We start from the raw sequence: 23,972 nt of genomic DNA on the forward strand, positions 1-23,972 counted from the left end.
GTACCCGCACGGAGGCTGACAGCCGTTGGGGAGCATCAGCTTGCGCCGACGTGAACAGTCGGCGAAGCACGGCGCAGCCGCCACCAGGCGCCGCCGACCAGGGCCACGGTGATGACGGTGACCGCGACGTCGCCGGCCAGCGCCGCCGCCGGGTTCCCCGGGGAGTACGGCGGCACCAGGTAGGCGAACGCGGCGGCGCTGACCACGCTGGCCGAGCCGGCCGCGAGCACGTGCCGCTGCACCCAGCGCACGCCCGACGACCAGTACGCGATGGCGGCCCCCACGACGGCGGCGAGCCCCAGCGCGATGGTCACCCCCGCCCAGCCCGGCGCGAGGTCGGCGCCGAGCCGGACGAGGACGACCAGCAGGCCCAGCCACAGCGGATGCGGCAGCCGGCGGGGTCGGCGCGGAGCGGGGCGACGCCAGCGGGGCAGCATCGCCGTCGCGACCAGGGCGAGCACGACCACTGCGGCGAAGGTCAGTTGGAGGGGGCTGGCCAGGAAGTTCTTCCGGCCCCCGTCGGACGCGAAGATCAGCAGACTGCCGAGCAGGTACAGCACGGCGACCACGGCCAGCCCGGGTCGGCCGAGCCACGGCCGGAGGCGGCGGCCCGGTCCGAGGAACGACTCGACGAGCACGATCGGCGCGCAGATGGTCAGCACGATGTGGTTGCCCACGTAGTCGAAGGCCTGCCGGAGACTGAATTCGAGCCCCGGCACCAGCGACGCCTCGGCGGCGGCACGGGTGTCGGCGTACTGGGTGTCGTCGAGGTAGTGCGGGTTGAACAGCGACTGGTCGACCAGGCCGGCCTGGAGGACGCCGAACGCGGCGGCGAGCAGCACGATCGTCGGCCAACCCGCGCCGAGGTGCCGGGCGGTCTCCCGGATCAGGATCGCCGCCCCGCCGTACATCGGGCCGAGGAAGATCAGCACCGGCAGGAAGTCGTCGATGGCGAAGCCACCCCACGAACACTCGGCCGCCCACGGCGCGAGCAGCAGCAACGCGATCACCGGCAGGAGCCGCCGACGCGGACGGTCAGCGGCGGCCGGGCGGCCGACGGCGGGATCGGTGGCGGTGCCGGGGTCGGATCCGGTCGGCATGAGTGCTCCTCGGCGGTGTTTCGCTGTCGTCCCCCGCACCGTGCGCGAGCCACCCGGCCAACCGCTACGGCCATCGGCCGACGACGGGTACAACCAAAGTCGTTGAGTAGGCTGAAGCCGTTGTCGTCACCGGGGAGCGCGCAGATGCAGCCAACCGTTACCGCCGACCTGGCGGCCCGACCCGTCGAGGCCGAGAGTCCGCTGCTCAGCTACCGCGACGAGGCGACCGGCGAGCGGGTCGACCTGACCGCACAGCAGGTCGGCTCGTGGGCGGCGCGCAGCGCCAGCCTGCTGCGGGACGGCTGTGGACTTGGCCCCGGCAGCCGCGTAGCGGTCCTGCTGCCGCCGCACTGGCGTACCGCCGCGGTGTTGTTGGGCGCGTGGGCCTCGGGCCTGGCGGTGTCGTTCCGGCCGCGCGCCACGGCGGGCCTGCCGGTGCTCGAACCGGGCGGTGACCGGCCGTTCGACGCGGTCTTCGTGACCCCGCAGCGGCAGGACGACTGGCTGGAGGACGTGCCGGACGCCCCGCACCGCTACCTCGTCGGCACCGAGGCGGGTCGGCTGACCGACGTGCCGTTGGGCTGGCTGGACTGGTCCGCCGAGGTGCTCCGCCACTCGGATGTCACACCCGACCACACCGCCATCCGCCCGTCGGACCCGGCCAGCGCGGACGGCACCACCTACGGCCAGTGGGGGGCGCTCGCCCGGGAGGTCGCCGCGATGATGGACCTGCGGGCCGGCGACCGGCTGCTGGTCGACGCGGCCGAGACCGAGCAGCCGCTGAAATGGTTGCTCGCGCCGCTGTCGGCCGGCGCGTCCGTGGTGATCAGCGCCAATCTCGACCCGGCGCGGCGGGACGCGGTCGTCGCCGCCGAACAGGTGACCCGGGTCCTCTGAACTTCGCCGGGAGCGCCCCAAACAGCGCTGCCCGGTCCGGTTCCGTTACATCGCCATCTGCCCTGCTCAGAGGGGCTTTTGTCGATGCCGTCGGCGTGTTCTCATACCGAACAGCGACGCCATCGACCCGGCACCGCCTCCCTCACGAAAGGTGCACCGATGCGCAGAAGATCGACCTTCCGACTTGCGGTCCTCACCGCCACCGCCGCGACGGTCCTGGCGTCCGGCGGCGCCTCCGGGGCGCTCGCCACGGCCGCGCCCGCGACCGTCTCCCCGGGCGTCGCCGCCTGCGAGCCGGGTGCCGACGCGCCCGGCGCGGCCCGGGTCGCCAAGGGCGCCACCGTCCAGGAACCGGCGCTGTACGCCAAGAACGAGGCCAACGCCTACGGCGTGATCAAGGACGCGCCACGCCTGCCCAACGGCAGCGTGACCATCCCGACGGTCTTCCACATGATCTCCGACCATCCGCTCACCGCAGCCGAGACGGCCAGGTGGAACACCCTGATCGCCGCGCAGATGACGGTGCTCAACGACTCGTTCGCGGGCCGCACGGCCGGCGACGCCGCCAACACGCCGTTCCGGTTCTCGCTCGTCGACACCACCTGGACGGTGAACAGCGCCTGGTACACGGTGGTGCCCGGCAAGAACGAGCGGGACATGAAGAAGGCGCTGTACACCGGCGACTCGGAGACCCTGAACGTGTACGCGGCCAACATCGGCGGTGGGCTGCTCGGCTGGGCGTACTTCCCGAAGGGCTACAACAACGGGCGCGACTACATCGACGGCGTGGTGATGCTCGACGAGTCGATGCCGGGTGGCACGGCCGGCAAGTACGCCCTGGGTGACACCCTGACGCACGAGGTCGGGCACTGGCTGATGCTGGAGCACACCTTCGCGCACGGCTGCTCCGCGTCCGGCGACTTCGTCGCGGACACCCCGCGCGAGGCGGCCCCGCAGTTCGACTGCCCGGTGGGTGCGGACTCCTGCACCGCGCCCGGGCTCGACCCGATCCACAACTTCATGGACTACACCGAGGACTCCTGCATGAACATGTTCACGCCCGGTCAGGCCGACCGGATGAGCGACGCCTGGGTGGCGTTCCGGGCCGGCGGTGCCGGGTAACCCACCTGAGACTCTGGGCCGGCGGGTCGCTGCGGTGACCCGCCGGCCCCGTCCGCCTCACCCTTCCGGTGGAGCCCGACCATTACGGCAATCCTCACGTTCTGCCTGCTCCTACGCTTCGCCGAGAGCATCTGGCACTTTGGCGGCGGAGGGCGCATGGCGTCGAGGCGTACCCATCGGACACTGCTGTCGGCGGTCGCCGGTGGGCTGTTCGCGCTGGGCGTCGTCGCGCCCGGCCCGGCAGCGGTGCCCGGTCCGGCAGCGGCCCCTCTGCCCCGCGCGGCCCAGGCCGACGGTCCTTCGGTCCCCGACCCGCGCGAGCCGCGCCCGCCGCTGCTCCCCGCGGACTTCCAGGGCACCGGCCGGTACATCGTGCGGGACCTCGGCATCGACGTGCCGTTCTCGTGGCAGGGCCGCGACGGCAACAGCCAGATGATCGCCGGCGGCCCGGACCACCCGATCTGGTTCACGAACCTGATCTACGAGAACACCCTCTACACGCTCACCTACAAATGGCCGAACATCCCACTGTTCCCGCCGCGCGAATGCAGCAAGGTCCCGGGGTTCCTCAACCGGCAGATCTTCAACGACAAGCTGAAGACCGCCCGCTACGTGGGGCCGGAGATCCTGCAGGGTGCCAAGGACCGGCACGTCGACCACTGGCGGGTCGGCGTCGTCGGCGGGTCCACAGTGCCGGGGGAGTTCTTCCGGTTCCCGCTCGCGCTCGGCGACATCTACGTCGACCAGCGCGACCCGAGCCGCTGGTGGCAGGTGTTGCAGTTCGGCCTGCAGAACCTCTTCGACCCGGAACTGGACGAGTGGTTCACCATGGACACCTTCGACCACCGCCCCGGCGAGGTCACCCTCCCCGACCGCTGCCCACCCCCCACGTCGTGAGCCGGGGGCCCGGCGCGCTACGTCGCGTACGCCCAGCAACGACCCGCGATCTACGACGCGATGTTCACCCTCGCCGTGGACCTGCCGTTCGCCAGCCAGGACGTCCCGACCGATCTGGCTCGGGGCATCGCCGAGTTGGCCGAGACGGTGCGCCCGTTCGTCGGGGACGACGACCTGGAGGCGGTCACCGAGACGTTCTGGAGCGGCCTACACGGGCTGGTTACGTTGATGCGCAGCGGGCGGCTCCGCCGCGCCGACCACGATCGCCGGCTGGCGATGCTGGTGGACCGCTTCTCCCGCTGAGCGTCGCCGGTCGGGGCTGACTCGGCCGCCGCGCGCACGGTGCGAGGTGGTCGACCGGCAGGGCGCATCGCGCGCCGCGCCGGGTAGTGGTCGATCGCAGAAGACCCAATGTCGTACGCCCCGCTGGTCCTCCGCCGAGACGGTCACCTCGCCCGGCTCGACCCGCGCGCCGAGCCGGACCAACACCCGAGCCGCGGTACGCGCGAAGATCCGGGCGGAGCGCGAAATCGTTGAGATCTTGGATATTTTCCGTTCGGACGGAAAGTGTCCAAGATCTGGAGCGACGGACCAGCGGCACGGATCAGGGTGGCGCGACGACAGTTACCGCGTGCTGCTGGCGGCCCCACGCGGGCGACTGATTCGTTTACGACATCAGCTCTATAGCGAGCACGAGAGACATCCCGTTCCCGGGCCGTGCCCCGCGCTCACCGAGCTGATCGACTCGGCTTTCAGGAAACTGGGGCATCACAGCGCGGCGGACACCGCGACTTCCTGAAAACCGAGTCGATCGAGGCCGCGCGTGGCGTGAGGTCAGTCGAAGGACGGCAGGGACGGGCCGAGGACGTCGTCGGCGTCGACGATCGTGTACGCGTACCCCTGCTCGGCGAGGAAGCGCTGCCGGTGCGCCGCGTACTCCGTGTCGATCGTGTCCCGGGACACCACCGTGTAGAAGTGCGCCTGCCGGCCGTCGGCCTTCGGCCGCAGCACCCGGCCCAGGCGCTGCGCCTCCTCCTGGCGTGACCCGAACGTCCCGGACACCTGGATCGCCACCGCCGCCTCGGGCAGGTCGATGGAGAAGTTGCCGACCTTCGAGATCACCAACGTGCGGATCTCCCCGGTGCGGAACGCGTCGAAGAGCCGCTCCCGCTCCTTGTTGGTGGTCGAGCCCTGGATGATCGGCGCGTCGAGGTACTCGCCGAGCTGGTGCAACTGGTCGATGTACGCGCCGATCACCAGCACCTGGTCCTCCGGGTGCCGGTCGACAAGCGCCTTCACCACCGGCAGCTTCGTGCGGGCGGTCGCCGCCATCCGGTAGCGCTCCTCGGCCTCCGCCGTCGCGTACGACATCCGCTCCGCGTCGGTCAGGGTCACCCGTACCTCGGTGCACTCGGCCGGGGCGATCCAGCCCTGCGACTCGATGTCCTTCCACGGGGCGTCGTACCGCTTCGGGCCGATCAGGCTGAACACGTCACCCTCGCGGCCGTCCTCGCGTACCAGGGTCGCCGTGAGGCCCAGCCGACGGCGGGCCTGGAGGTCCGCGGTGAACCGGAAGATCGGCGCGGGCAGCAGGTGAACCTCGTCGTAGACCACCAGGCCCCAGTCGCGGGCCCCGAACAGGTCCAGGTGGGTGAACGCGCCGCCGCGCCGCGAGGTGAGCACCTGGTACGTGGCGATGGTGACCGGGCGGATCTCCTTGCGCTCGCCCGAGTACTCGCCGATCTCCTCCTCGGTCAACGAGGTGCGGGCGATCAGCTCCCGCTTCCACTGCCGTCCCGCCACCGTGTTGGTGACCAGGATCAGCGTGGTCGCCTTCGCCTCGGCCATCGCCGCCGCGCCGACCAGGGTCTTGCCGGCGCCGCAGGGCAGCACCACCACGCCCGACCCGCCGGCCCAGAACGCCTCGACGGCCTCCCGCTGGTACGACCGCAGCGTGAACGGCTTGCGCCCGTCCTTGCCGGCCTCGGCCAGCTCGATCGGGTGCGCCTCACCGTCGACGTAACCGGCCAGGTCCTCCGCCGGCCAACCCAACTTCAGCAGCGCCTGCTTGAGCCGGCCCCGCTCGGACGGGTGCACCCTGATGGTGTCGTCGTCGATCTTGTCTCCGAGCATCCCGGCGAGCTTCTTGCTCTTGGCCACCTCGATCAGCACCAGCCGGTCCAGTGCGCGCAGCACCAGCCCGTACGCCGGGTCGTTGGCGAGCTGCAACCGGCCGTACCGGTCCATCGTCTCGGCCACGTCCACCAGCAGCGCGTGCGGCACCGGATAGCGGGAGTACTTGATCAGCGAGTCGACGACACCCTCGGCGTCGTGCCCCGCCGCACGGGCGTTCCACAGGCCCAGCGGGGTCAGGCGGTAGGTGTGCACATGCTCCGGCGAGCGTTCCAGCTCCGCGAACGGCGCGATCGCCATCCGGCAGGCCTGCGCGTCGGGGTGGTCGATCTCCAGCAGCAGGGTCTTGTCCGACTGCACGATCAGTGGTCCACCGCTCACGCCAGCGTCCTCTCCTCGGTTGACCGTCGGCCGGAACGGGTCGCATACCCGCCGCTGGCCGACCATCCAGTGTTGCACGATGCGGGACGGCGGAAGAAAGATGCGCACCCGGCGCAACCGTGACGGCACTCACGAACGTCTAAGAAGGGGACGATTGTCAGGGGAGGCTCCATGAAGCGCTTTCGGACCACTTCCCGGCTGCTCGCCCTCGTGGTGGTCGTGCTGGTCGGCGCGGGTGCGTGCGCGTTCGAGGCGCAGTCCGGTGGGAGTGGTGGCGGGGGAGCCGCCCCAGCCGGTGCGGCAGAACGGGCAACGGGGGCGAGCGACACGCCCCGGCCGGACCAGCACGGCCCGCCCACGTCGGCCGTACCCACTCCGAAACCCTCCCGGAAACCCACGCCGAAGCCGACCCGCACGAGCACGACCAAACCGACCCCCAGCGGTACGCCGACCGTCGCCGGCTGCCCCCAGGGCCAGCACCAGCGCGCGGTGGAGACCTACCTGGCCCGGTTGGGTGGGTTCGGGGCGGTGACCGTTGACGGCCGGCAGTCCGCCGCCGACTGCGCCGCGATCAAGAAGTTCCAGAAGAGGTACGGCATTCGCCCCGTCGAGGGTCGCGCCGGGCCGACCACCCTCGACGTGGCCCAGCGCCTCGCCACCACCGACCCGGCCCGCTGCAAGGGCGGCACGGGCACCACGTTCTGCGTGGACCTGACCCGGCAGACCGTCTGGGCGCTCCGCGCCGGCAAGGTGATCATGGCGCCGACGGTGACCCGCACCGGCATGTCCGGCTACCGCACCCCGGCCGGCACCTACACCGTCAACTACCGCAACCCCAAGGAGTGGTCCGACCCGTACGAGGTGTGGCTGCCGTACTGGCAGCACTTCACCCAGGGGATGGGCTTCCACGAGACCACCACCTACCTGCACGAGAAGTCGATCGGCTCGCACGGCTGCGTCAACCTCCTGCACGCCGACGCCGTCCGGATGTGGGAACTCGGCAAGGTCGGCACCCGGGTGGTCCTGATCGGCCGCCGCCCCGGCACTTGAGCGACACGCAGCGAATTGCGGCGGTAACCCCCTGTCCGACCGGACTCTCGAGTGTCACTCTTGGAGTCCAGGGCCGGACCGGGCGGGGAGGCTGGGCATGACGGTCGACCATGACGTGATCGCGGAGCATGAGCAAGCACCACCGGACGAGGTGTCCCGAGCGACCGTGATCGCGTACGCCGTCGCGGCGACGCTCCTGCTCGGGTGGTTCCTCTTCGGCTGGCTGGTGCTCCAGCAGGGCTTCATCGACTCGGTCGGGGAGGCCGCCGGCGCCGGCTTCGCGCTGCTGCTGGTCATCTCGGTGATCGGCACCGTGCGCCGCAGCCGCCGCTGACCGAAGCGCCCCGCGCGACGGCGCCGTCGGTCAGTCCGCCACCACCGCCGCGGTGATCCGGTGCAGCGCGAACGTGTGCAGCATCTCGGTCCGCTCGTCCTCGGCCCGCAGGTAGCCAGCGCCGATCGAGACCGGTTTGAGCAGACGCGACGCGGTCGCCCCGTGCGCGTCGACGTAACCGACCCAGACCAGCGCCTTGTCCCGGACCGCCTGCTGGAGCACCGCCAGGGCCTCGCTGTGGGTGTGCGCCGGCACCGGGCCGCCGCCCAGCCCCGGAGCGCCGCCGCGCACCACCGCCGGTGCGCGTCGGGCCGCCCGCGCCGCCGCGTCGCCCCGCCGGATGTGCTCCACCACGCCGAGCAGCCGGGGCATGGGCAGCTTCGGGGCGGCCAGCGGATCAGTCGTACGACTGGTCACCGACACCCGGGGCGGGGCCCGCCGGATGCGCGGCCGGGCCAGCACGGTGCTGCCGGTGCCGTCCTCCTGCACCGGCGCGTACCCGGCGTCGCGGAGCGCGCCCAGCAACCGGCCGACCTGGTACTGCGTGCACAGCACCGTCGGCGCGAGCCGGCGCAACGCCAACGACTCCAGTCGCCGGTCGGCCAGCACCTCACTGATCAGCGTCTCGTCGTCGCTGCGCAGGTACGCCCCGGCCAGGCCGACCCGCAACCCGCCGTGCTTACGGGCCACGTCGTCGATCAGGTAGGTGAGCCCCTGCGGCACCGGGGTACGTGACCGGCGCCGGAACACGTCGTGCAGGTCGTCGGCGGTGTAGCCGGAATCCAGCGCCCGTCGCACGCTCGCCGTGGTGACCCGGTGCACGCTGGCCCCGCCGGCCGACTCCAGCTCGGTCATCGCCTCCAGTTCGGCGGCGAGCGCCGGCTCGGGTGGGCCGGGCACCACCACGGTCAGGTCGGCCTGCACCAGGAAGTGGTCGACCGGCGCGGGCAGCAACGCGTCCAGCGCCCGCGCGGCACTGGACGGGTCACCGCTCTCGATGTCCGCGTGCACGCCCAGCGGGTCGTCGGTCCGCTCGTCGGTCGACGTCAGGTCACCCAGCAGCAGCCGACCGTACGTGGTGAGCGCCCCCAACCCCGTCACGCCCAGCTGCGCGGCTTCGGCCAGCACCTCCCGGTGGGCGGCGTCCCGGCCCCGGCTGCGGCGCGGGGCCCGCCAGTCCAGCAGGTCCTGCACCTCCTGCGGGGTGGGCGCGGTGGCCGGTTCCAGATCGGCGAGTACGCCCAGCACCGCCCGGCGGGTGGCCGGCACGCCGGCCCGTTCGGCTTCGGCGGAGAGCGCGGCGATCGGCCGGTCCCGGTCGTCCCGGCGGCCGACCAGCCCCACCTGCCGGGTCATGGTCAGCCACGCTCGGGCGAGCTGCTCCCACCGTTGGGCCAGTGAGGCGGCCCGCCACACCTCGTACCCGCCGGTCGGCAGCACCTGCTGGTCCGCACCGTACCGGCCGGTGGCCGAGCCGGGTATCTCCAGCTCACCGGCGAGCCCCGCCGCGTACGCGACCTCCAGCAGCAGTGCGGTGGCCGGTTCGTCCAGCCCGGCGGTACGCGCCAACCGGCGCAGATCCCGCACACCGATGCCACCCGAACGCAGCACCGGCGCGGGCTCGTCGGCGAGCTGCTCCAGCAGCCCTTCGGTGTTCCGGACCACCTCCATGGTCTGCCCGGCCCCGGCCGAGTCGACAGCCTTCGGCTCCCGCGGTGCGGCGGCCACCGGCGGTGGGCTGGTGCGCAGCGGCCCGAGCGGGCCGGTGTCGCGGCGCAGCAGCAGGCCGACCTCGCGGGGCAGCTCCACAGTTCCGCTGGCCGTGGACGAGCCGGTCGTCACGGGGACCAGCAGCCGGTTGTCGACGAGCCACCGCACCGGGGAACCGGTCGGGGCACCCCCGTTGGTGGGGTCGGAGAGGACCGGGTCCTCCGTACCGAGCGGCGGCGCCTGCAACGCCCCCGGCGGCACGCTGCCGACCGGCGGGCCGGCCGCCAACCGGTCCAGGATCGCCCGGGCCGAGGGCGGGGCGGCGAGCACCGTCCGGCGGAGTTTCGCCGGGTCCGCGCAGAGCGCTGCCGTGCGCGGGTCCAGCTCCGCGGCGGGCCGGCCGAGCCCGGCGGGGTACGGGGACACCTCGTCGACGGCGGGCACCACCTGGAGCGCGTGCTCCGGGCCGTACAGCAGGAAGAGCGCACGCAGTCGGCCCACGGCGGCCCGGACGGCCGTCGGAGCCGGCGGCTGCGGCCCGGCGGTCGCCATCGCGAGCACGGTGTCGGTGGCCGTGGTGGCGTCGTCCGGGTTCCGGGTGAGGCGGGCGGCGTCGAGGATCTGGAGGGTGAACTGGTCCAGCCCGTCCAGCGCGCGGGCCACGGAGACCCGGGACTGGGCCCGGATGGCCAGGGCGGAGACATCGGCCGGCACGGGCACGACGAGGTCGGGCCGCAGCTGGAGGAGCGCGGCCAGTGACTCGTCGGGCAGCGACCGCAGGTGGTCGGCGAGTGAGGTGGTCATCGTCTTTCCACGCTAGCCCGGCATTGGGCTTCCGCGCCCCTCGGACGTCCGGCCGACCGGGAGTAGCCGGTACGTTTCTCGACATGCCCGCACTGACCGTCGGATTCGACCTCGACATGACCCTGGTGGACTCCCGCCCCGGCATCGCCGCGGCGTACCGGGCGCTGACCGCGAGGACCGGTGTGCCGGTCGACGCCGAGCTGGCGGTGTCCCGGCTGGGGCCGCCGCTGCGTACCGAGATCGCGCACTGGTTCCCGCCGGAGCAGGTCGAGTCGGCCGTACGGGTGTACCGCGAGCTGTACCCGGCGTACGCGATCACGCCGACGCTCCTGCTGCCCGGTGCCCGGGAGGCCATCGACGCGATCCGGGACCGGGGTGGCCGGGTGCTGGTCGTCACCTCCAAGATCGGCCGGTTGGCCCGGTTGCACCTGGACCATCTCGGCCTCGCGGTCGACGAGTTGGCCGGCGACCTGTTCGCCGAGCAGAAGGCGACCGCCCTGCGGGAGCACGGCGCCACCCACTACGTCGGTGACCACGTGGCGGACATCGCGGCGGCGGCAGCTGCCGGGGTGCCCGGCATCGGTGTCGCGACCGGGCCGTGCTCCCGTGCTGAGCTGCGCGCGGCCGGGGCGGAAGTGGTGCTGGACGAGCTCACCGAATTCCCAGCGGCGCTCGACGGGATGATCCAGCTAGCCTTGGAGCAGTAGCGGCTCAAGTGAAGCAGGGGTTTTCAGGTGCCTACGGGTCGAGTGAAGTGGTACGACACGGCCAAGGGATACGGCTTCGTCACCAGTGACGAGGGCGGCGACGTGTTCCTGCCCAAGGGGGCGCTGCCGGCGGGTGTCACCGACCTCAAGGGTGGCCAACGGGTCGACTTCAGCGTGGTGGACAGCCGCCGGGGCGCGCAGGCCATGGGAGTCAAGCTGCTGGACGCGCCGCCGTCGATGGCGGAGCTGCGCCGTCGACCGGCCGAGGAGCTGCACGGCCTGGTCGAAGACATGATCAAGGTGCTGGAGGCGAAGGTCCAGCCGGACCTGCGCCGGGGACGGTACCCGGACAGGAAGGCCGCGCAGAAGATCGCTCAGCTGGTCCACGCGGTGGCCCGCGAGCTGGAGGTCTGAGGCACCAGGCCGGCGGTGGCGGCCCGGTCGAGCAGTGCCGCCACCGCGGCGAAGCCGGCTTCGCCCAGGTCCGCGGTGAACTCGTTGACGTAGAGGCCGATGTGCCGGTCCACCACGTCGAGTTCCATCTCCTGGGCGTGCGCCAGCACGTACTCCCGGCTGGCCACCGGGTCCGCCCAGGCCTGCCGGACCGACTCGCGGATCCAAGCGGCCGCGGCCTCCGGGTCGACCGCGCCACGCTTGGCCAGGATCGCGCCGAGCGGGATGGGCAGGCCGGTGTCGGTTTCCCACCATTCGCCGAGGTCGACCAGGGCGCTCAGGCCGTGCCGGTGGTAGGTGAACCGGGCCTCGTGGATGACCAGCCCAGCGTCGTAGCGGCCCGCCGCCACGCCCGGCATGATCTCGTGGAACGGGACCACCTCGATCCGGGCTGGCGGTCGCCCGGCCGACCAGAGCCGGAACAGCAGGTACGCGGTGGTCCGGTCGCCCGGCACCGCCACCGTCGCGCCGGTCAGGTCGGTGCGGTCCGGCCCGCCGTCACGATCTCCCCGGGTGAGCACCAGCGGGCCGCACCCGCGACCGAGCGCGCCGCCGCAGGGCAGCAGGTGGTAGTCGTCGAGCAGCCAGGGCAGCGCCGCGAAGCTGACCTTCACCAGGTCGAACGCGCCCCGCTCGGCCGCCGTGTTGGTGACGTCCACGTCGGCGTACGTCACCTCGACCGGCGGCGCGTCGGGCACCAGCCCGTGCACCAGCGCGTGGAAGACGAACGTGTCGTTGGGGCAGGGCGAGATCGCCAGAGAGAGCGCCACACTCCCACGCTAGCCCCGCCGCCGCCTCGCCGTCCGCGCCCACCCCGCTCGGTGTGATCCGCGACGGAGATCGGCGACGGAGATCGTCGACGGGAGGTCCGTGACGGAGGTCCGCGACGGGTGTCCGTGACGGGAGATCCGTGACGAACGGCCGTCGGCACCGGGACTGTGGCCGGCCGCTGGCCGCCGGCAGCAGCGTGAGCGGTGATCCGCCCGGGGCGCGGGGTCCGTCACCTGCCTCGGACTCCCTTTGGAGCTGATGTCGCAAACGAATCGTGCTGGACCCAGCGTCGGAAGGGTCCGCAGTCCTGGTGCGGCCGACGTGTTCCGGAGTGGGCCGAAGTCGTGGTGCGACCACAGCGGTACGGGGTCGTGGTGTGGGCCGCAGCGGTCCGCAGTCGTCGTGGCGCGGGTCGTGGTGGTGCGGGTCGTGGTGGTGTGGGCCGCAGCGGTCCGCAGTCGTCGTGGCGCGGGTCGTGGTGGTGCGGGTCGTGGTGGTGCGGGCTGTGGTGGTGCGGGTCGTGGTGGTGCGGGTCGTGGTGGTGCGGGTTGTGGTGGTGCGGGTTGTGGTGGTGCGGGTTGTGGTGGTGCGGGTTGTGGTGGTGCGGGTTGTGGTGGTGCGGGTTGTGGTGGTGCGGGTCGTGGTGGTGCGGGCTGTGGTGGCGCGGGCTGTGGTGATGTCGCAGACGATTCAGCTCCAAAGGAGGTCTGCGGAGTAGGTCGTCCACCGATCCGAGGGGTTGTCCACAGCTTTATCCACAGCCCCGATGAGGGTGTTGATAGTGCGCTGACCAGCGGGGAGCATCGGTCCGTGACCGAGACGAGCGACCGCACCGACGAGGGCGACGGCACCGACGGGGGCAATGGCACCGACGAGGGTGACGGCGTCGACGAGGGCAATGGCGCCAGCGAGGGCAATGGCGTGGAGCTCGGCGTGGCGCTGCGCGCATTGCGTCGGCGGGCCGATCTGAGTCAGCGGCAGTTGGCCGAGAGATCCGGGGTGCCGCAGCCGACGCTGGCCCGAATCGAGTCGGGGCGGTCGGCCGATCCCCGATTCCGGACAGTGGAGCGTCTCGTCCGGGCAGCGGGTGGGCGGTTGGCCGTCGGCACCCCGACCGCGACCTCCGGCATCACCGAAACCACGCCGGTGCCGCACGACGACATGCGGGACGAGGCCGACCGTCGTTACCCGGCTCACCTGGACGTGTGGCCGGTCCACGAGCCTCGGGACTGGCCCGGCGCGTGGTGGGCGGAGTGGTACAGGTTGCCGCCCCATCGGTATCCACTTCCGCTGCCACCGGCGGCCTACGAGCTGAACCGGCGCTACCGCGACAACCGACGGTGGGGTGCCGAGGTCCGACGAACTGCGCGGGTGCGTCGGGTGATCGGTGGCGACCTGCCGGCCACCTCCTGGCGGTACGTCGCCGAGCTTCCCGACGGGAAGCTGGTTGGTGAACTGCGGGCCCACGAGCGCAGCCCGTTTCTGGAGTTCGGGGAGTGGCATCCGGGCATGCCAGAGCGGGAGATGGTGCTCGACGGTGTGCTCGTCGATGCCCGCTATCGGCGGTTGGGGCTCGGACGTCGGCTGGTCACCGCACTGGTGGCTGACATGCGCGAGGCCGGCATCGACGACGCGGCCGCCATCGCCGAGGGGTTCGGCACCGATCTGCTGCTGGCGTGCGGCTTCGAGATCGAGGGACCACGTCCAGCCGCACTGCGTCTGGGCCAGCCGGGCAAGCGTTGGTTCTCCTGAACGCAGGCCTGGTCAGCGCAGTGCCGGGGCCGCTGCGGTCAGGGCGGCGAGGGCTTCGCGCAGCCGCCAGGCGTCCCGGTCGCGCGGGCCGATCGGGTTGGAGATGGTGCGCAGTTCGGCGAAGGGCAGCCCGGCCTGCGCGGCGGCGACCGCCACGCCGTACCCCTCCATGGCCTCGGCGACCGCTTCCGGATGCCGCCGGCGCAGCTCGTCGGTGCCGGCGCTGGTGCCGGTGACGGTGCTGACCGTCAGCACCGGCCCGGTCGTTGCCGTCGGGAGGGCGGCCCGCAGCGTGGCCAGCAGGCCCGGGTCCGCCGTCACCCTGCTGCCGGCGCCGAGCAGCGCGGGCGGCATGCCCAGCTCGTCGACGGGGATGAAGCCGTCGGGCGACTCGGCACCCAGGTCGGCGGCGATGCTGGCGGTGCCGAGCACCGTGTCGCCGACCTCGGCCCGCCCGGTGAAGCCGCCGGCCACACCGGCGCTGACCACCGCACGGTACGGCCGGCCGGCGGCCTCGGCGAGTGCCAACAGCCGGGCGGTGGCGGCACCGGCGATGGCCGGGCCCACACCGATCGGGGCGACGGTCACGGTGCTCTCGGTCAGCCCGGCGCGGACCGCGTCCGCCTCGGCGGGAACCGCCGTCACCACCAGCAGACCGGTCACGAGACTGAGCCGGGGGACTCCCGGCGGGTCTCGTCGTCGGCCCCGCCACCCGGGCCGCCGACCGCCGACGACGGGCGGTAGATGTGGTAGCCCGGCGGGGCGAGGCTCGGGTCGTCGTGCTGCGGGGAGCTGGTCTGGGCCGGCGCCGGTGAGGTCGGTGCCGAATCCCCGGGCTCGTCCGCCGGCTCGTCCTCGGTCAGCTCGTCGTCGCCGAGCGGCCGGCCGGCCAGCTTCTCGCCGCGCAGCCGGGCGGCGGCCAGCACACCCCGGATCGCGGCCAGTACGCCGACCCCGGCGGCGACGGCGATGCCCATCCGACCGTCGAACGGCACCAGCCCGAGCCCGCCGCCGGCGACGAAGGCGAGCATCAGCACCGTCTCGGAGTGGGCGAAGGAACTGGCCCGCAACCGTTCCGGGATGCGCTCCTGGATCGAGGCGTCCACGGCCAGCTTCGCCACCCCGCTGACCAGAGCGGCGACCAGGCAGAGCAGGGCGACCATCACCAGCGAGAACTGGATCACGGCGAGCACCGCGACGCCGGCCACGATGATCATGCTGCTCGACTGGATGGCGGTCGGCCGGTGGATGCGCAGTCGGGTGCCGATGGCGGTGGCCAGGAAGGTGCCGACCGCGAGCGCGCCGCCGACGACGCCGAGCGCCCACTCGGCACCCAGGTCCCGGCCGAACACCACTGTGGTCAGGTCGCCCTTCTTGATCGCGAAGGCGAGGAAGAGCAGCAGGAAGCCGTAGAGCGCGCGGAGCATCGCGGCGCCGATCAGGGTGGCGATCACCAGCCGGCCGGACGGTCGGCCCCGGCCCAGTGGCCGGTCACCACGACGGCGGCCCAGCGCGCGCAGGGGCCGGGGGACCCGCTCGGGTGGCTCCGAGTCGGCCTTCGGTGGCAGCCGCAGCGAGATCACCATGCCGACCAGGAAGATCACCGACGCGACCCGTAGCGGCCACTGCGGGCCGAACCAGAACGCGGCCAACCCGATCGGCGCCACCAGCGCGCCCGCGACAGTGCCGTAGACGCTGGCCCGGGCGCCCACCTGGGACAGGCCGAGCCCCTCCGGCAACAGCCGGGGCACCGCCGCGGAGCGGGCCACACCGTACGCCCGGGAGAGCGCGAGCACCCCGAACGCGGCCGGATAGAGCCCGAACCCGTGGATGTAGTCGGAGATCAACCAGGCGAGGAAGGCGCGGCCGAGCATCGTCGCGGCCAGGGCGTACCGGCGGCCGTGTCGGAAATGATCCAGCAGCGGGCCCACCACCGGGGCGAGCATCGCGAAGGGAACCATGGTCACCAGCAGGTAGAGCGCGACCTTGCTGCGGGCCTCGCCGAGCGGCACGTTGAAGAAGATCGTGCCGGCCAGGCCGATGGCGATCAGGGTGTCACCGGCGCAGGAGAGCGCGTGCAGGTCGAACAGGCGAACCATGCCGACCTCGCCGCCGGCACCCCGGGCGCGGGCCCGACCGGCCCGGCGGGTCACCCAGCGGCCGCTGCCCACCGAACCGCGCAGCAGCAGACGGACGGCGCGAATGCCGGTGCCGACGGTCCGCCCGAGGACGGAACGCCCGGAGCGGGAGTACGACGGCATGTGCACCATCCTCGCCCATCTGATCCGGGTACGCCGCACCACCGCTGGGAAAGGTTCCCCGGGAGTCCCTGTCACCCCTGCGAGGCGCATGGGGAACAATGGTGAGGTGACCAGGCCCGCCTCCACCCGTGCCGCCCGCCTCGACCAGGTCTGCGCCGCCGCCGTCGAGGTGGCTCGCGCTGGCATCACCGAGGTGGACGCCGACGAAGTCGGCGACCACCTGCAGGTTGTGGCCGAGGGTGATCGGCTGGTCACCCACTACTTCGAATGCCGCCTCGCCGGTTACCGCGGTTGGCGCTGGGCGGTCACCGTCACCCGGGTGCCGCGCAGCAAGACGGTGACCATCTGCGAGACGGTCCTGCTGCCCGGCCCGGACGCGCTGCTCGCGCCGGGCTGGCTGCCCTGGCAGGAGCGGCTCAAGCCGGGCGACCTGGGCCCGGGTGACCTGCTTCCGACCTCGCCCGACGACGACCGACTGGTCCCTGGTTACCTGCTCTCCGACGACCCGGCGGTCGAGGAGACGGCGTGGGAGTTGGGCCTCGGGCGTGCCCGTGTTCTCTCCCGGGAGGGCCGCATCGACACGGCGCAGCGCTGGTACGACGGTGACCACGGCCCCGCCGCGGCCATCTCGACCGCTGCCCCGTCCGCCGCCCGCTGCGGCACCTGCGGTTTCTACCTGCCGTTGGCAGGTGCGATGCGGCAGGCCTTCGGGGCGTGCGGCAACTTCTACGCTCCCGACGACGGCCGGGTGGTGAGCGCCGATCACGGTTGCGGCGCCCACTCCGAGACGTTGATCGAGGCGGCGGAGACCGCTGTCGACGAGCTGCCCACGGTGTACGACGACAGCGCGGTGGAGGCCATGTCGGTCAGCCGGGCCCCGGGCTCGGTCGAGGCGGCCGAGCCGGCGGAGCCGTACGGGCACTCCTGATCGTCCGCGCCGGAGCGCGCCGGCGCGGTGCCCAGCTCACCTAGCGCGGCGGCGGCGTCGGTTGGCGTCGTGGCGCATCATCACGGCGAGGCCCGGGAAACCCCAGAGGAAGCCGGCGAGGCAGGTCCAGAGCCAGTTCTGGTGACCGTTGTCGGTGAGCCAGCCCCGGAAGAAGATCAGCAGGACCAGTCCGGCCACCGCCCACGCGACCAACCCGGCGAGCGCGAACGGCACCATCGGCGGATCCAGTGGTGCGGGTCGCGGTGGCTGCTCGTTCGGCACCCGGCAAGCGTACGGGATGTACTTCCGCTGCCCACCGACGATCTGGGACGATGCGCGCGACAATCGGAAGATCACCTGCGAGGACCTGATGGCCGTAGCGCCGCCCGAGAACGGCACACCTCCCAACCCTGCTCATCCGCGTAACGGTTTCGACCGGTTTTTCGAGATCTCCGCCCGTGGCTCGACGTTGAGCCGCGAGGTACGCGGTGGCCTGGCGACCTTCTTCACGATGGCGTACATCGTGGTGCTCAACCCGCTGATCCTGGGCGGCGCCGTCGACGGTGACGGCAAGAGCCTCCCGATTCCCGCACTGGCAGCCGCGACCGCGCTGGTCGCCGGCCTGATGACCATCCTGATGGGCGTGGTCGGCCGATTCCCGCTGGCGCTCGCCGCCGGTCTGGGTGTCAACGCCCTGGTGGCGTACGAGATCGCCCCCGAGATGACCTGGGCCGACGCGATGGGCCTGGTGGTGATCGAGGGTGTGATCATCGCGGTGCTGGTGCTGACCGGTCTGCGGACCGCGGTCTTCCGCTCGGTCCCGACCCAGATGAAGACCGCGATCGGGGTCGGCATCGGCCTGTTCCTGACCATCATCGGTCTGGTGGACGCCGGCTTCGTCCGGCGCATCCCGGACGCCGCCAACACCACCGTCCCGGTCGGCCTGGGCATCGGCGGCAAGTTGGTGAGCTGGCCGATGCTGGTGTTCGTGGTCGGTCTGCTGATCACGCTGGTGCTGGTGGTCCGGCGGGTGAAGGGCGCGATCCTGATCGGCATCCTCGCCTCGACGGTGCTGGCGGTGATCGTGGAGGCGATCGGCAACATCGGCCCGTCGTTCGTCAACGGTCAGCCCAACCCGAAGGGCTGGTCGCTGAACGTGCCGGAGCTGCCGAAGACGGTGGTCGACCTGCCGGACCTGTCGCTGCTCGGCAAGTTCAACGTGCTGGACTCGTGGGGCCGGGCCGGCTGGCTGGTCGTGCTGATGTTCATCTTCACGCTGTTGATCACGGACTTCTTCGACACCATGGGCACCATGGTCGCGGTTGGCCAGGAGGGTGGTCTGCTCGACGAGCAGGGCACTCCGCCGAAGGCCAAGGAGATCCTGCTTGTCGACTCGATCGCCGCGGCGGCCGGCGGTGCGGCCAGCACCTCCAGCAACACGTCGTACATCGAGAGCGCCGCCGGTGTCGCGGAGGGTGCGCGGACCGGCGTGGCCAACCTGGTCACCGGCGCGCTCTTCCTGCTCGCGATGTTCCTGGCGCCGCTGGTCGTGATCGTGCCGTTCGAGGCGGCGTCGACGGCTCTGGTGGTGGTCGGTTTCCTGATGATGACCGCCGTGCGGACCATCGACTGGTCCGACTACGAGATCGCCATTCCGGCGTTCCTCACCATCGTGCTGATGCCGTTCACCTACTCGATCTCGAACGGGATCGGCGCTGGCCTGATCACCTTCGTGGTGGTCAAGCTGGCGCGGGGCAAGGCCCGGGAGATCCACCCGTTGCTGTACGGGGTGGCCGCGCTGTTCGTGTTGTACTTCCTGCGGGGGCCGATCGAGTCCCTGGTGCTCTGAGGTACGTGCGGGCGGGGAGTCGGTCAGGATTCCCCGCCCGTACCATCTGAGGCCCCTCGTGAGCCTGGTCATAACGGATGTCGTTAGCCATGCTCATTAGTTAAGCTAACTACTGTGACGGAGCGGACGGTGACGGCGAAACGCGTGCCACCGGCGCAGCTGGCTCCCCAACTGCGTGATGCGATCACCCGACTCAACCGACGGGTCCGACAGGCCCGGCCGGTCGGCGACCTCACGGTCACCCAGGTCTCCGCGCTCACCAGCCTGCGGCTGGCGGGCGCGATGACACCCCGGGAGCTGGCCGACGTGGAGCGGGTGCAGCCGCCGACGATGACCAAGATCGTCGGGAAGTTGGAGGAACGCGGCCTCGTGCAGCGGACACCCCATCCGACCGACGGACGGCAGGTCATTCTCGCGGCGACCGAAGGAGCGCAGGCCGTGCTCGACCAGTTCGAGCGGGCCCGCGACGAGTGGTTGGCCCACCGGCTGGCCGCACTCGACGAGGACGAACGGGAGACCCTGCAGAGGGCCGCCGAGATTCTTCAGCAGCTCGCTCGCGCCTGAGCCGCACCCGCGCCACCGGGTCCGTGCCGTCACCTGTCGATGACGCGTACGTCCGAGGAGGCGCACCAAGAGTGCAGGCGAAGCTGAGCACGATGTTCCAGTCCCTACAGGTCCGCAACTACCGCCTCTTCGCATCCGGGCAGCTGATCAAGCTGATCGGCGTCTGGATGATGTTCATCGCCCAGGACTGGCTCGTCCTCGATCTGTCCGACAACTCGGCGACCGCGCTCGGCGTGGTCACCGCGTGTCAGTTCACCCCGGTGCTGCTGCTCACGCTCTTCTCCGGCCGGCTCGCCGACCGGTACGACAAGCGGGTGCTGCTCTTCGCCGCGAACGCCTTCTGGACCGTGCTGGCCCTCGGCATGTCCGTGCTGGTCCTCACCGACCTGGTGCAGCTCTGGCACGTCTTCGCGTTCGCCGCGCTGCTCGGCACCGCCAACGCCGTGGAGACCCCGGTCCGCCAGGCGTTCGTCTCCGAACTGGTCGGCACGCCCCTGCTGCCCAACGCGCTGTCGCTCAACGCCGCCGTGTTCAACTCGGCCCGGATCGTCGGCCCGGCCGTCGCCGGCCTGGCCATCGCCGCGTTCGACGTGGGGCCGGTCTTCCTCTTCACCGCACTCAGCTCGGTCGCGCCGCTGGTCAACGTGGTCCGGATGCGGACCGCCGAACTGCACCGCGACGCCCTGCTGCCGCGCGACGAGCGGGCGTCCGCGAAGGTGGTCGACGGGCTGCGGTACGTCTGGCGCCGCCCCGACCTGCTGCTGCCGATGGCGGTCATGTCGGTGATCGGCATGTCGCTGTTCAACTTCCAGCTCACCCTGGCCGCGCTGGCCAAGACGGTCTTCCACACCGGGGCGGCGTCCTTCGGCCTGTTCAGCACCGCCCTGGCCGTCGGCGCGCTCGGTGGCGCGCTCAGCGGCACCGGTCGGCGCAGCCGCCCGTCGGTCTGGCTGGTGCTGGGTGCGGCGATCGCCTGCGCCAGCTTCGGCACCCTGGTCGGCTTCGCCGGGACGTACTGGCTGGTGGTGGTGCTGCTGGTGCCGACGGGCTTCTTCATGGTCTTCTTCGCCCAGGCCGCCAACCAGCGGGTCCAACTGGGTGTGGACGCGGCCTTCCGGGGTCGGGTGATGGCCCTGTGGGTGCTGGTGTTCCTGGGGACCAACCCGGTCGGCGCGCCGCTGATCGGCTGGGTCGCTGAGCACTTCGGTGCCGGTGCCAGCATCTGGATGGGCGGGCTCATCTCGCTGGCCGCCGCGCTGGTCGGCCTCACCTGGCAACTGCGCCACTCCGGTGCCCGGCTGCGCTTCCGGGTGCTGCCGATGCCCCGCTTCTACGTCACCTCCACCGACTGCTGAGGTTTGCCGCGCGCCCGAGCGGGGCGGGCCACGCCCGGTTGCACGGATCGCGCGGATGCGGCCAAATCGCTGGCGGGGTGGCACGTCGGGGCTTAGCGTCGATACGTGGGTGTCGGACGCGCGCTGATGCTGGCCCTGGCGTTCCTCGCCGTGGCCACCCTGCCGGCGGCATTCGCCCTGCTCTTCTGTTACGACGAGATCGTCGACCGGGTGGTCTGCGGCTGGTCCGAGTGGCGTGAGCGCCGACGGGAGAAACGCACCATCGCCCGCCTCGACCGGGCCGTCGAGGCCGACGCGCTGACCCGGGACATCGACCTCAGCGAGTTCGACAGCGATGACCGCCGGCCGCTGGAGCAGCTCGCCGCCGACCTGCGCCGGCTCGGCGGTCAGCGGATCGGTGGCGCGGGCCGGTCGATGGTCTGGCACAGCGCGCTGCTGCAGGCGTACGACGACCGGCTTCGCCGCGCCTGCCGTGCCCTCGGTGTCGCCGAACACCTCGCCGAGTTGGAGGGCGTCGACCAGGAGATCGAGCGGGTCCGGGTGGAGGGTGTGCTGCACGCCGCCGGGCTGTCCCTGCCGGCGGCCCGGGCCGGGCACCGGCAACGGCACCGCTGAGAGACGTGGCGGTTGCGGCTCTTCTGCGCGGTCTACCCGGGTGCCGAGCCGGTGCGTCACCTCGCCGGGCAGGTCGCTGCTCTGCGGGTCGCCGCGGCGGCTGCCACCGGCAGCGGCGTCCGGCTCGCCGACCTGGGTCACCTGCACGTCACGGTGGCCTTCCTCGGTGACATCGAGGCGGCCCGGCTGGTCGACGTGGAGAGCGCGCTCGGGCTGGCCGCCGAGTGCTTCCGGGACGGCCGGCACTCCTCGCCCCGGCTCAGCCTCGGCGGCGGTGGCCGCTTCGGCCAGGGCCGGCTCACCGTGCTCTGGGTGGACCTGCGGGGCGACGTCGAGGCTCTGCACGAGCTGGCTGGGCTCGTCCGGGACCGGCTGCGCCGGGCCGACCTGCCGTACGACGGGAAACCCTTCCGCCCGCACCTGACCGTGGCCCGCCCCGGCGACCGGATGGACCTTGCTGACATCGACGCCGACCGGGTGGCCCTGGACGACTACCGGGGACCGGAGTGGCCGGCGACCGAGCTGGTGCTGATGCGGAGCCGCCTCGGTGCCGGGCGACCGCGCTACGACCGGCTCGCCGGCTGGCCGCTCTGACCCGACAGGGTCGGCGCGACGGCTGGCTGCCCGTCGTCCGGACCCGGCGGGGTCGGGTCGCCCGGCGGGGTCGCGCGTTGGCTGTGCAGAACTTCGCGGGCCTGCTCGGCGGCGCGGACGATGCTCTCGCTGATGAAGTCGAGGAAGCGGGCGATGTTCTCCAGCCGGGCTGCGGCGGGGGTGTGCGCACCGAGGACGGCGACGCCCTGGCGTGCGGTCTCGACGAGCTGGTCGTTGGCCCGGGCGCTGGCGATCGTCGCCTGGTAGAAGAGCTCGTCGTCGACGAGGTAACGGTCGCGCCGCCGATCGTCGCGTTCCCGGCGGACGAGGCTCTGGCTTTCCAGGAAGGCGATCGCCTTGGAGATGGACGCCGGGCTGACCTGGAGGCGCTGGGCGAGCTGGGACGCGGTGAGGCTGCCCGCGTCGGTGGTGAACAGGCAGGTCAGCACCCGGGAAGCCATCTTGTTCAGGCCCGAGGCCATGAGGACCGTGGTGAACCCCTCCTCGTACTCGGCCAGGGCCTCGGCGTCGCGTCCGTGCGGCTGGGCGAGGGCGGCTGCTGCCCCGGGGGTCGAGCTGGGTCTGCGCCGGTGGGCGCGGCGTGCGGTGGCACGGTGGGCCAGGTCGGCGCGGTAGGCGGTGGGGCCGCCGTTGCGCATCACCTCGCGGGTGATGGTCGAGGTGGGCCGGTCGAGTCGTCGGGCGATCTCGGCGTAGGGGAGGTCGTCGGCCAGCCCCAGCGCGATCTGTTGACGTTCCTGCTGGCTGAGTCTGCCACCCGGCATCGCGATCTCCCTGGTGCTCCTGTGCGGCTTCGCTGACCCGCGCACTATAGCGTTCACGTTCTGGCCATTGCAATGAATGACTTGGCACCTGTTGCGTTGCCCGGCAACTGGTTGCAACGAAATAGTCATCTTGAACTGGTGTGATGCCAGTCCATCGCAATAACGGCGTTGCCTGATTCTTGAAACGCAACGTAGCGTTTCCAATGTCAGAAACAAGCAGCGAGCACCGGAGAGCATGATGCAGACGTTCGACACCCCCACCCCGATCTCCGCCGTCCTGGACATCCCCGCCGGCCGCATCCAGCTCATCGCCGCGGACCGCGCCGACACCACCGTCGAGGTCCGGCCCACCGACCCCGCCAGGAGCCGCGACAGCAGGGCCGCCGAGCGGACCACTGTCGCCTACGCCGACGGCGTCCTGCGGATCACGGCGGCACCCTCCGGCAACCCGCTGGTCGGCCCGTCCGGGTCCCTGGAGATCACCGTCCAACTGCCCGCCGGCTCGCGCATCGACGCCAGGACCGCCAGCGCCGAACTCCGTGGTGTCGGGCGTCTCGGCGATGTCGCCTTCGAGGGCGCGTACCGGCAGATCAAGATCGACGAGGCGGCGAGCGTCCGGCTCACCGCGATCGACGGCGACGTCGAGGTCGGCCGGCTCAACGGCCCCGCGGAGATCAGCACCGCGAGGGGCGACATTCGGATCGCCGAGGCCGCGCGCGGCACCGTCGTGCTCAGCACCCAGTCCGGCAACATCTCGGTCGCCGCAGCCGCCGGAGTTTCGGCCGCCCTGGACGCCGGCACTGGCCACGGCCGGGTCAGCAACGCCCTCAGGAACGACGGCACCGTCGCACTCGACATCCGCGCCACCACCCAGCACGGCGACATCAACGCCCGCAGCCTCTGAACAGGA

General features: G+C 71.9%; 24 protein-coding genes and 3 pseudogenes. 17 read left to right on the forward strand and 10 right to left on the reverse strand.

Annotated features, from left to right (window positions below; all coding sequences use genetic code 11):
• Nucleotides 1–35 precede the first annotated feature (35 nt).
• Nucleotides 36–1,100, reverse strand: coding sequence for a hypothetical protein (locus QCZ28_RS01420; RefSeq protein WP_279514838.1), 1,065 nt, complete (start codon nucleotides 1,098–1,100; stop codon nucleotides 36–38).
• 144 nt (nucleotides 1,101–1,244) lie between these two features.
• On the opposite strand from QCZ28_RS01420, the gene QCZ28_RS01425 reads away from it, so the two are divergent.
• From QCZ28_RS01425 to QCZ28_RS01440, 4 genes and pseudogenes are all read left to right on the forward strand, one after another.
• The gene (locus QCZ28_RS01425) at nucleotides 1,245–1,997 is read left to right on the forward strand and encodes a TIGR03089 family protein (protein WP_279514839.1); all 753 of its coding nucleotides are present in this window, start codon (nucleotides 1,245–1,247) and stop codon (nucleotides 1,995–1,997) included.
• Nucleotides 1,998–2,156: 159 nt separating this feature from the next.
• On the forward strand, nucleotides 2,157–3,119 hold the full coding sequence (locus tag QCZ28_RS01430) for a zinc metalloprotease (protein WP_279514840.1): 963 nt from the start codon (nucleotides 2,157–2,159) through the stop codon (nucleotides 3,117–3,119).
• Nucleotides 3,120–3,275: 156 nt separating this feature from the next.
• Nucleotides 3,276–4,016 (forward strand): hypothetical protein, encoded by a 741-nt coding sequence (locus tag QCZ28_RS01435; protein WP_279514841.1) that lies wholly within the window; start codon nucleotides 3,276–3,278, stop codon nucleotides 4,014–4,016.
• Between the two features lie 30 nt (nucleotides 4,017–4,046).
• Nucleotides 4,047–4,319, forward strand: a pseudogene (locus QCZ28_RS01440) (TetR-like C-terminal domain-containing protein); the annotation flags it as partial.
• A gap of 22 nt (nucleotides 4,320–4,341) precedes the next feature.
• On the opposite strand, the pseudogene QCZ28_RS01445 reads toward QCZ28_RS01440, so the two are convergent.
• A pseudogene (locus QCZ28_RS01445) lies at nucleotides 4,342–4,565 on the reverse strand (hypothetical protein); the annotation flags it as partial.
• Nucleotides 4,566–4,850: 285 nt separating this feature from the next.
• Nucleotides 4,851–6,530: a DNA repair helicase XPB gene (locus QCZ28_RS01450; RefSeq protein WP_030329662.1), complete on the reverse strand. Its 1,680-nt coding sequence runs from the start codon at nucleotides 6,528–6,530 to the stop codon at nucleotides 4,851–4,853.
• Between the two features lie 171 nt (nucleotides 6,531–6,701).
• Here QCZ28_RS01450 and QCZ28_RS01455 point away from each other — a divergent pair, with 171 nt between their 5' ends.
• Complete coding sequence (locus tag QCZ28_RS01455; RefSeq protein WP_279514842.1) at nucleotides 6,702–7,580, forward strand: L,D-transpeptidase family protein; 879 nt, start codon at nucleotides 6,702–6,704, stop codon at nucleotides 7,578–7,580.
• Between the two features lie 97 nt (nucleotides 7,581–7,677).
• Nucleotides 7,678–7,914, forward strand: a complete 237-nt coding sequence (locus QCZ28_RS01460; RefSeq protein WP_210864968.1) for a hypothetical protein — start codon at nucleotides 7,678–7,680, stop codon at nucleotides 7,912–7,914.
• Nucleotides 7,915–7,944: 30 nt separating this feature from the next.
• On the opposite strand, the gene QCZ28_RS01465 is transcribed toward QCZ28_RS01460, so the two are convergent.
• The gene (locus QCZ28_RS01465) at nucleotides 7,945–10,428 is read right to left on the reverse strand and encodes a helicase-associated domain-containing protein (protein WP_279514843.1); all 2,484 of its coding nucleotides are present in this window, start codon (nucleotides 10,426–10,428) and stop codon (nucleotides 7,945–7,947) included.
• Nucleotides 10,429–10,511: 83 nt separating this feature from the next.
• On the opposite strand from QCZ28_RS01465, the gene QCZ28_RS01470 reads away from it, so the two are divergent.
• Together QCZ28_RS01470 and QCZ28_RS01475 are read left to right on the forward strand one after the other, a co-directional pair.
• On the forward strand, nucleotides 10,512–11,135 hold the full coding sequence (locus QCZ28_RS01470; protein ID WP_279514844.1) for an HAD hydrolase-like protein: 624 nt from the start codon (nucleotides 10,512–10,514) through the stop codon (nucleotides 11,133–11,135).
• A 27-nt stretch (nucleotides 11,136–11,162) separates the two neighbouring features.
• Complete coding sequence (locus QCZ28_RS01475) at nucleotides 11,163–11,549, forward strand: cold shock domain-containing protein (protein WP_030329652.1); 387 nt, start codon at nucleotides 11,163–11,165, stop codon at nucleotides 11,547–11,549.
• Here the strand turns inward: QCZ28_RS01475 and QCZ28_RS01480 are convergent.
• Nucleotides 11,510–12,358: a 1,4-dihydroxy-6-naphthoate synthase gene (locus tag QCZ28_RS01480; protein WP_279514845.1), complete on the reverse strand. Its 849-nt coding sequence runs from the start codon at nucleotides 12,356–12,358 to the stop codon at nucleotides 11,510–11,512. The two genes, QCZ28_RS01475 and QCZ28_RS01480, sit on opposite strands and share 40 nt — an antisense overlap.
• A gap of 464 nt (nucleotides 12,359–12,822) precedes the next feature.
• Here QCZ28_RS01480 and QCZ28_RS01485 point away from each other — a divergent pair, with 464 nt between their 5' ends.
• Together QCZ28_RS01485 and QCZ28_RS01490 are read left to right on the forward strand one after the other, a co-directional pair.
• Nucleotides 12,823–13,077 (forward strand): hypothetical protein, encoded by a 255-nt coding sequence (locus tag QCZ28_RS01485; RefSeq protein ID WP_279514846.1) that lies wholly within the window; start codon nucleotides 12,823–12,825, stop codon nucleotides 13,075–13,077.
• Between the two features lie 92 nt (nucleotides 13,078–13,169).
• On the forward strand, nucleotides 13,170–14,111 hold the full coding sequence (locus tag QCZ28_RS01490) for a helix-turn-helix transcriptional regulator (RefSeq protein WP_279514847.1): 942 nt from the start codon (nucleotides 13,170–13,172) through the stop codon (nucleotides 14,109–14,111).
• Nucleotides 14,112–14,123: 12 nt separating this feature from the next.
• Here QCZ28_RS01490 and QCZ28_RS01495 read toward each other — a convergent pair whose 3' ends face one another.
• Together QCZ28_RS01495 and QCZ28_RS01500 are read right to left on the reverse strand one after the other, a co-directional pair.
• On the reverse strand, nucleotides 14,124–14,774 hold the full coding sequence (locus QCZ28_RS01495) for a futalosine hydrolase (protein ID WP_279514848.1): 651 nt from the start codon (nucleotides 14,772–14,774) through the stop codon (nucleotides 14,124–14,126).
• Entirely contained in the window at nucleotides 14,771–16,372 is a 1,602-nt protein-coding gene (locus tag QCZ28_RS01500) for an MFS transporter (RefSeq protein ID WP_279514849.1), read from the reverse strand. Before QCZ28_RS01500 ends, QCZ28_RS01495 begins: the two co-directional genes overlap by 4 nt.
• Before the next feature lie 88 nt (nucleotides 16,373–16,460).
• Between QCZ28_RS01500 and QCZ28_RS01505 the strand changes: the two genes are divergently transcribed.
• Nucleotides 16,461–17,300, forward strand: coding sequence for a DUF3027 domain-containing protein (locus tag QCZ28_RS01505; RefSeq protein WP_279514850.1), 840 nt, complete (start codon nucleotides 16,461–16,463; stop codon nucleotides 17,298–17,300).
• Nucleotides 17,301–17,336: 36 nt separating this feature from the next.
• Here the strand turns inward: QCZ28_RS01505 and QCZ28_RS01510 are convergent, their stop codons facing one another.
• Entirely contained in the window at nucleotides 17,337–17,582 is a 246-nt protein-coding gene (locus tag QCZ28_RS01510) for a DUF2530 domain-containing protein (protein WP_030329642.1), read from the reverse strand.
• A gap of 88 nt (nucleotides 17,583–17,670) precedes the next feature.
• Here QCZ28_RS01510 and QCZ28_RS01515 point away from each other — a divergent pair, with 88 nt between their 5' ends.
• The 5 genes from QCZ28_RS01515 to thpR all read left to right on the forward strand — a co-directional run bounded on the left by QCZ28_RS01515 (nucleotide 17,671) and on the right by thpR (nucleotide 22,277).
• The gene (locus tag QCZ28_RS01515; RefSeq protein WP_279514851.1) at nucleotides 17,671–19,149 is read left to right on the forward strand and encodes an NCS2 family permease; all 1,479 of its coding nucleotides are present in this window, start codon (nucleotides 17,671–17,673) and stop codon (nucleotides 19,147–19,149) included.
• 114 nt (nucleotides 19,150–19,263) lie between these two features.
• Nucleotides 19,264–19,713, forward strand: a complete 450-nt coding sequence (locus QCZ28_RS01520; RefSeq protein WP_279514852.1) for a MarR family transcriptional regulator — start codon at nucleotides 19,264–19,266, stop codon at nucleotides 19,711–19,713.
• Between the two features lie 71 nt (nucleotides 19,714–19,784).
• Nucleotides 19,785–21,068 carry an MFS transporter gene (locus QCZ28_RS01525; protein ID WP_279514853.1) on the forward strand — a complete coding sequence of 428 codons (1,284 nt, stop codon included), beginning with the start codon at nucleotides 19,785–19,787 and terminating at the stop codon, nucleotides 21,066–21,068.
• Between the two features lie 105 nt (nucleotides 21,069–21,173).
• Nucleotides 21,174–21,683, forward strand: a complete 510-nt coding sequence (locus tag QCZ28_RS01530; protein ID WP_279514854.1) for a hypothetical protein — start codon at nucleotides 21,174–21,176, stop codon at nucleotides 21,681–21,683.
• 12 nt (nucleotides 21,684–21,695) lie between these two features.
• Entirely contained in the window at nucleotides 21,696–22,277 is a 582-nt protein-coding gene (gene thpR, locus QCZ28_RS01535) for an RNA 2',3'-cyclic phosphodiesterase (protein WP_279514855.1), read from the forward strand.
• Here the strand turns inward: thpR and QCZ28_RS01540 are convergent.
• Both QCZ28_RS01540 and QCZ28_RS34480 read right to left on the reverse strand, forming a co-directional pair.
• Entirely contained in the window at nucleotides 22,247–22,759 is a 513-nt protein-coding gene (locus QCZ28_RS01540) for a MarR family transcriptional regulator (protein ID WP_347815078.1), read from the reverse strand. The genes thpR and QCZ28_RS01540 overlap by 31 nt on opposite strands.
• A gap of 96 nt (nucleotides 22,760–22,855) precedes the next feature.
• A pseudogene (locus QCZ28_RS34480) lies at nucleotides 22,856–23,371 on the reverse strand (helix-turn-helix domain-containing protein); the annotation flags it as partial.
• Between QCZ28_RS34480 and QCZ28_RS01550 the strand changes: the two are divergent.
• Entirely contained in the window at nucleotides 23,301–23,966 is a 666-nt protein-coding gene (locus QCZ28_RS01550) for a DUF4097 family beta strand repeat-containing protein (protein ID WP_279514856.1), read from the forward strand. The pseudogene QCZ28_RS34480 and the gene QCZ28_RS01550 sit on opposite strands and share 71 nt — an antisense overlap.
• The last annotated feature ends 6 nt before the right edge of the window (nucleotides 23,967–23,972 follow it).

Origin of the sequence: Micromonospora sp. DH14 (assembly GCF_029809455.1) — a bacterium.
Taxonomy (GTDB): Bacteria; Actinomycetota; Actinomycetes; order Mycobacteriales; family Micromonosporaceae; genus Micromonospora; species Micromonospora parva.

Bases quoted from the DNA above. Each gene is read 5' to 3' on its own strand.
- QCZ28_RS01420 (WP_279514838.1), bottom strand. From the start codon at position 1,100: ATGCCGACCGGATCCGACCCCGGCACCGCCACCGATCCCGCCGTCGGC.
- QCZ28_RS01425 (WP_279514839.1), top strand. From the start codon at position 1,245: ATGCAGCCAACCGTTACCGCCGACCTGGCGGCCCGACCCGTCGAGGCC.
- QCZ28_RS01430 (WP_279514840.1), top strand. From the start codon at position 2,157: ATGCGCAGAAGATCGACCTTCCGACTTGCGGTCCTCACCGCCACCGCC.
- QCZ28_RS01435 (WP_279514841.1), top strand. From the start codon at position 3,276: ATGGCGTCGAGGCGTACCCATCGGACACTGCTGTCGGCGGTCGCCGGT.
- QCZ28_RS01455 (WP_279514842.1), top strand. From the start codon at position 6,702: ATGAAGCGCTTTCGGACCACTTCCCGGCTGCTCGCCCTCGTGGTGGTC.
- QCZ28_RS01460 (WP_210864968.1), top strand. From the start codon at position 7,678: ATGACGGTCGACCATGACGTGATCGCGGAGCATGAGCAAGCACCACCG.
- QCZ28_RS01465 (WP_279514843.1), bottom strand. From the start codon at position 10,428: ATGACCACCTCACTCGCCGACCACCTGCGGTCGCTGCCCGACGAGTCA.
- QCZ28_RS01470 (WP_279514844.1), top strand. From the start codon at position 10,512: ATGCCCGCACTGACCGTCGGATTCGACCTCGACATGACCCTGGTGGAC.
- QCZ28_RS01500 (WP_279514849.1), bottom strand. From the start codon at position 16,372: ATGCCGTCGTACTCCCGCTCCGGGCGTTCCGTCCTCGGGCGGACCGTC.
- QCZ28_RS01505 (WP_279514850.1), top strand. From the start codon at position 16,461: ATGGGGAACAATGGTGAGGTGACCAGGCCCGCCTCCACCCGTGCCGCC.
- QCZ28_RS01515 (WP_279514851.1), top strand. From the start codon at position 17,671: ATGGCCGTAGCGCCGCCCGAGAACGGCACACCTCCCAACCCTGCTCAT.
- QCZ28_RS01540 (WP_347815078.1), bottom strand. From the start codon at position 22,759: ATGGCCTCGGGCCTGAACAAGATGGCTTCCCGGGTGCTGACCTGCCTG.
- QCZ28_RS01550 (WP_279514856.1), top strand. From the start codon at position 23,301: ATGCAGACGTTCGACACCCCCACCCCGATCTCCGCCGTCCTGGACATC.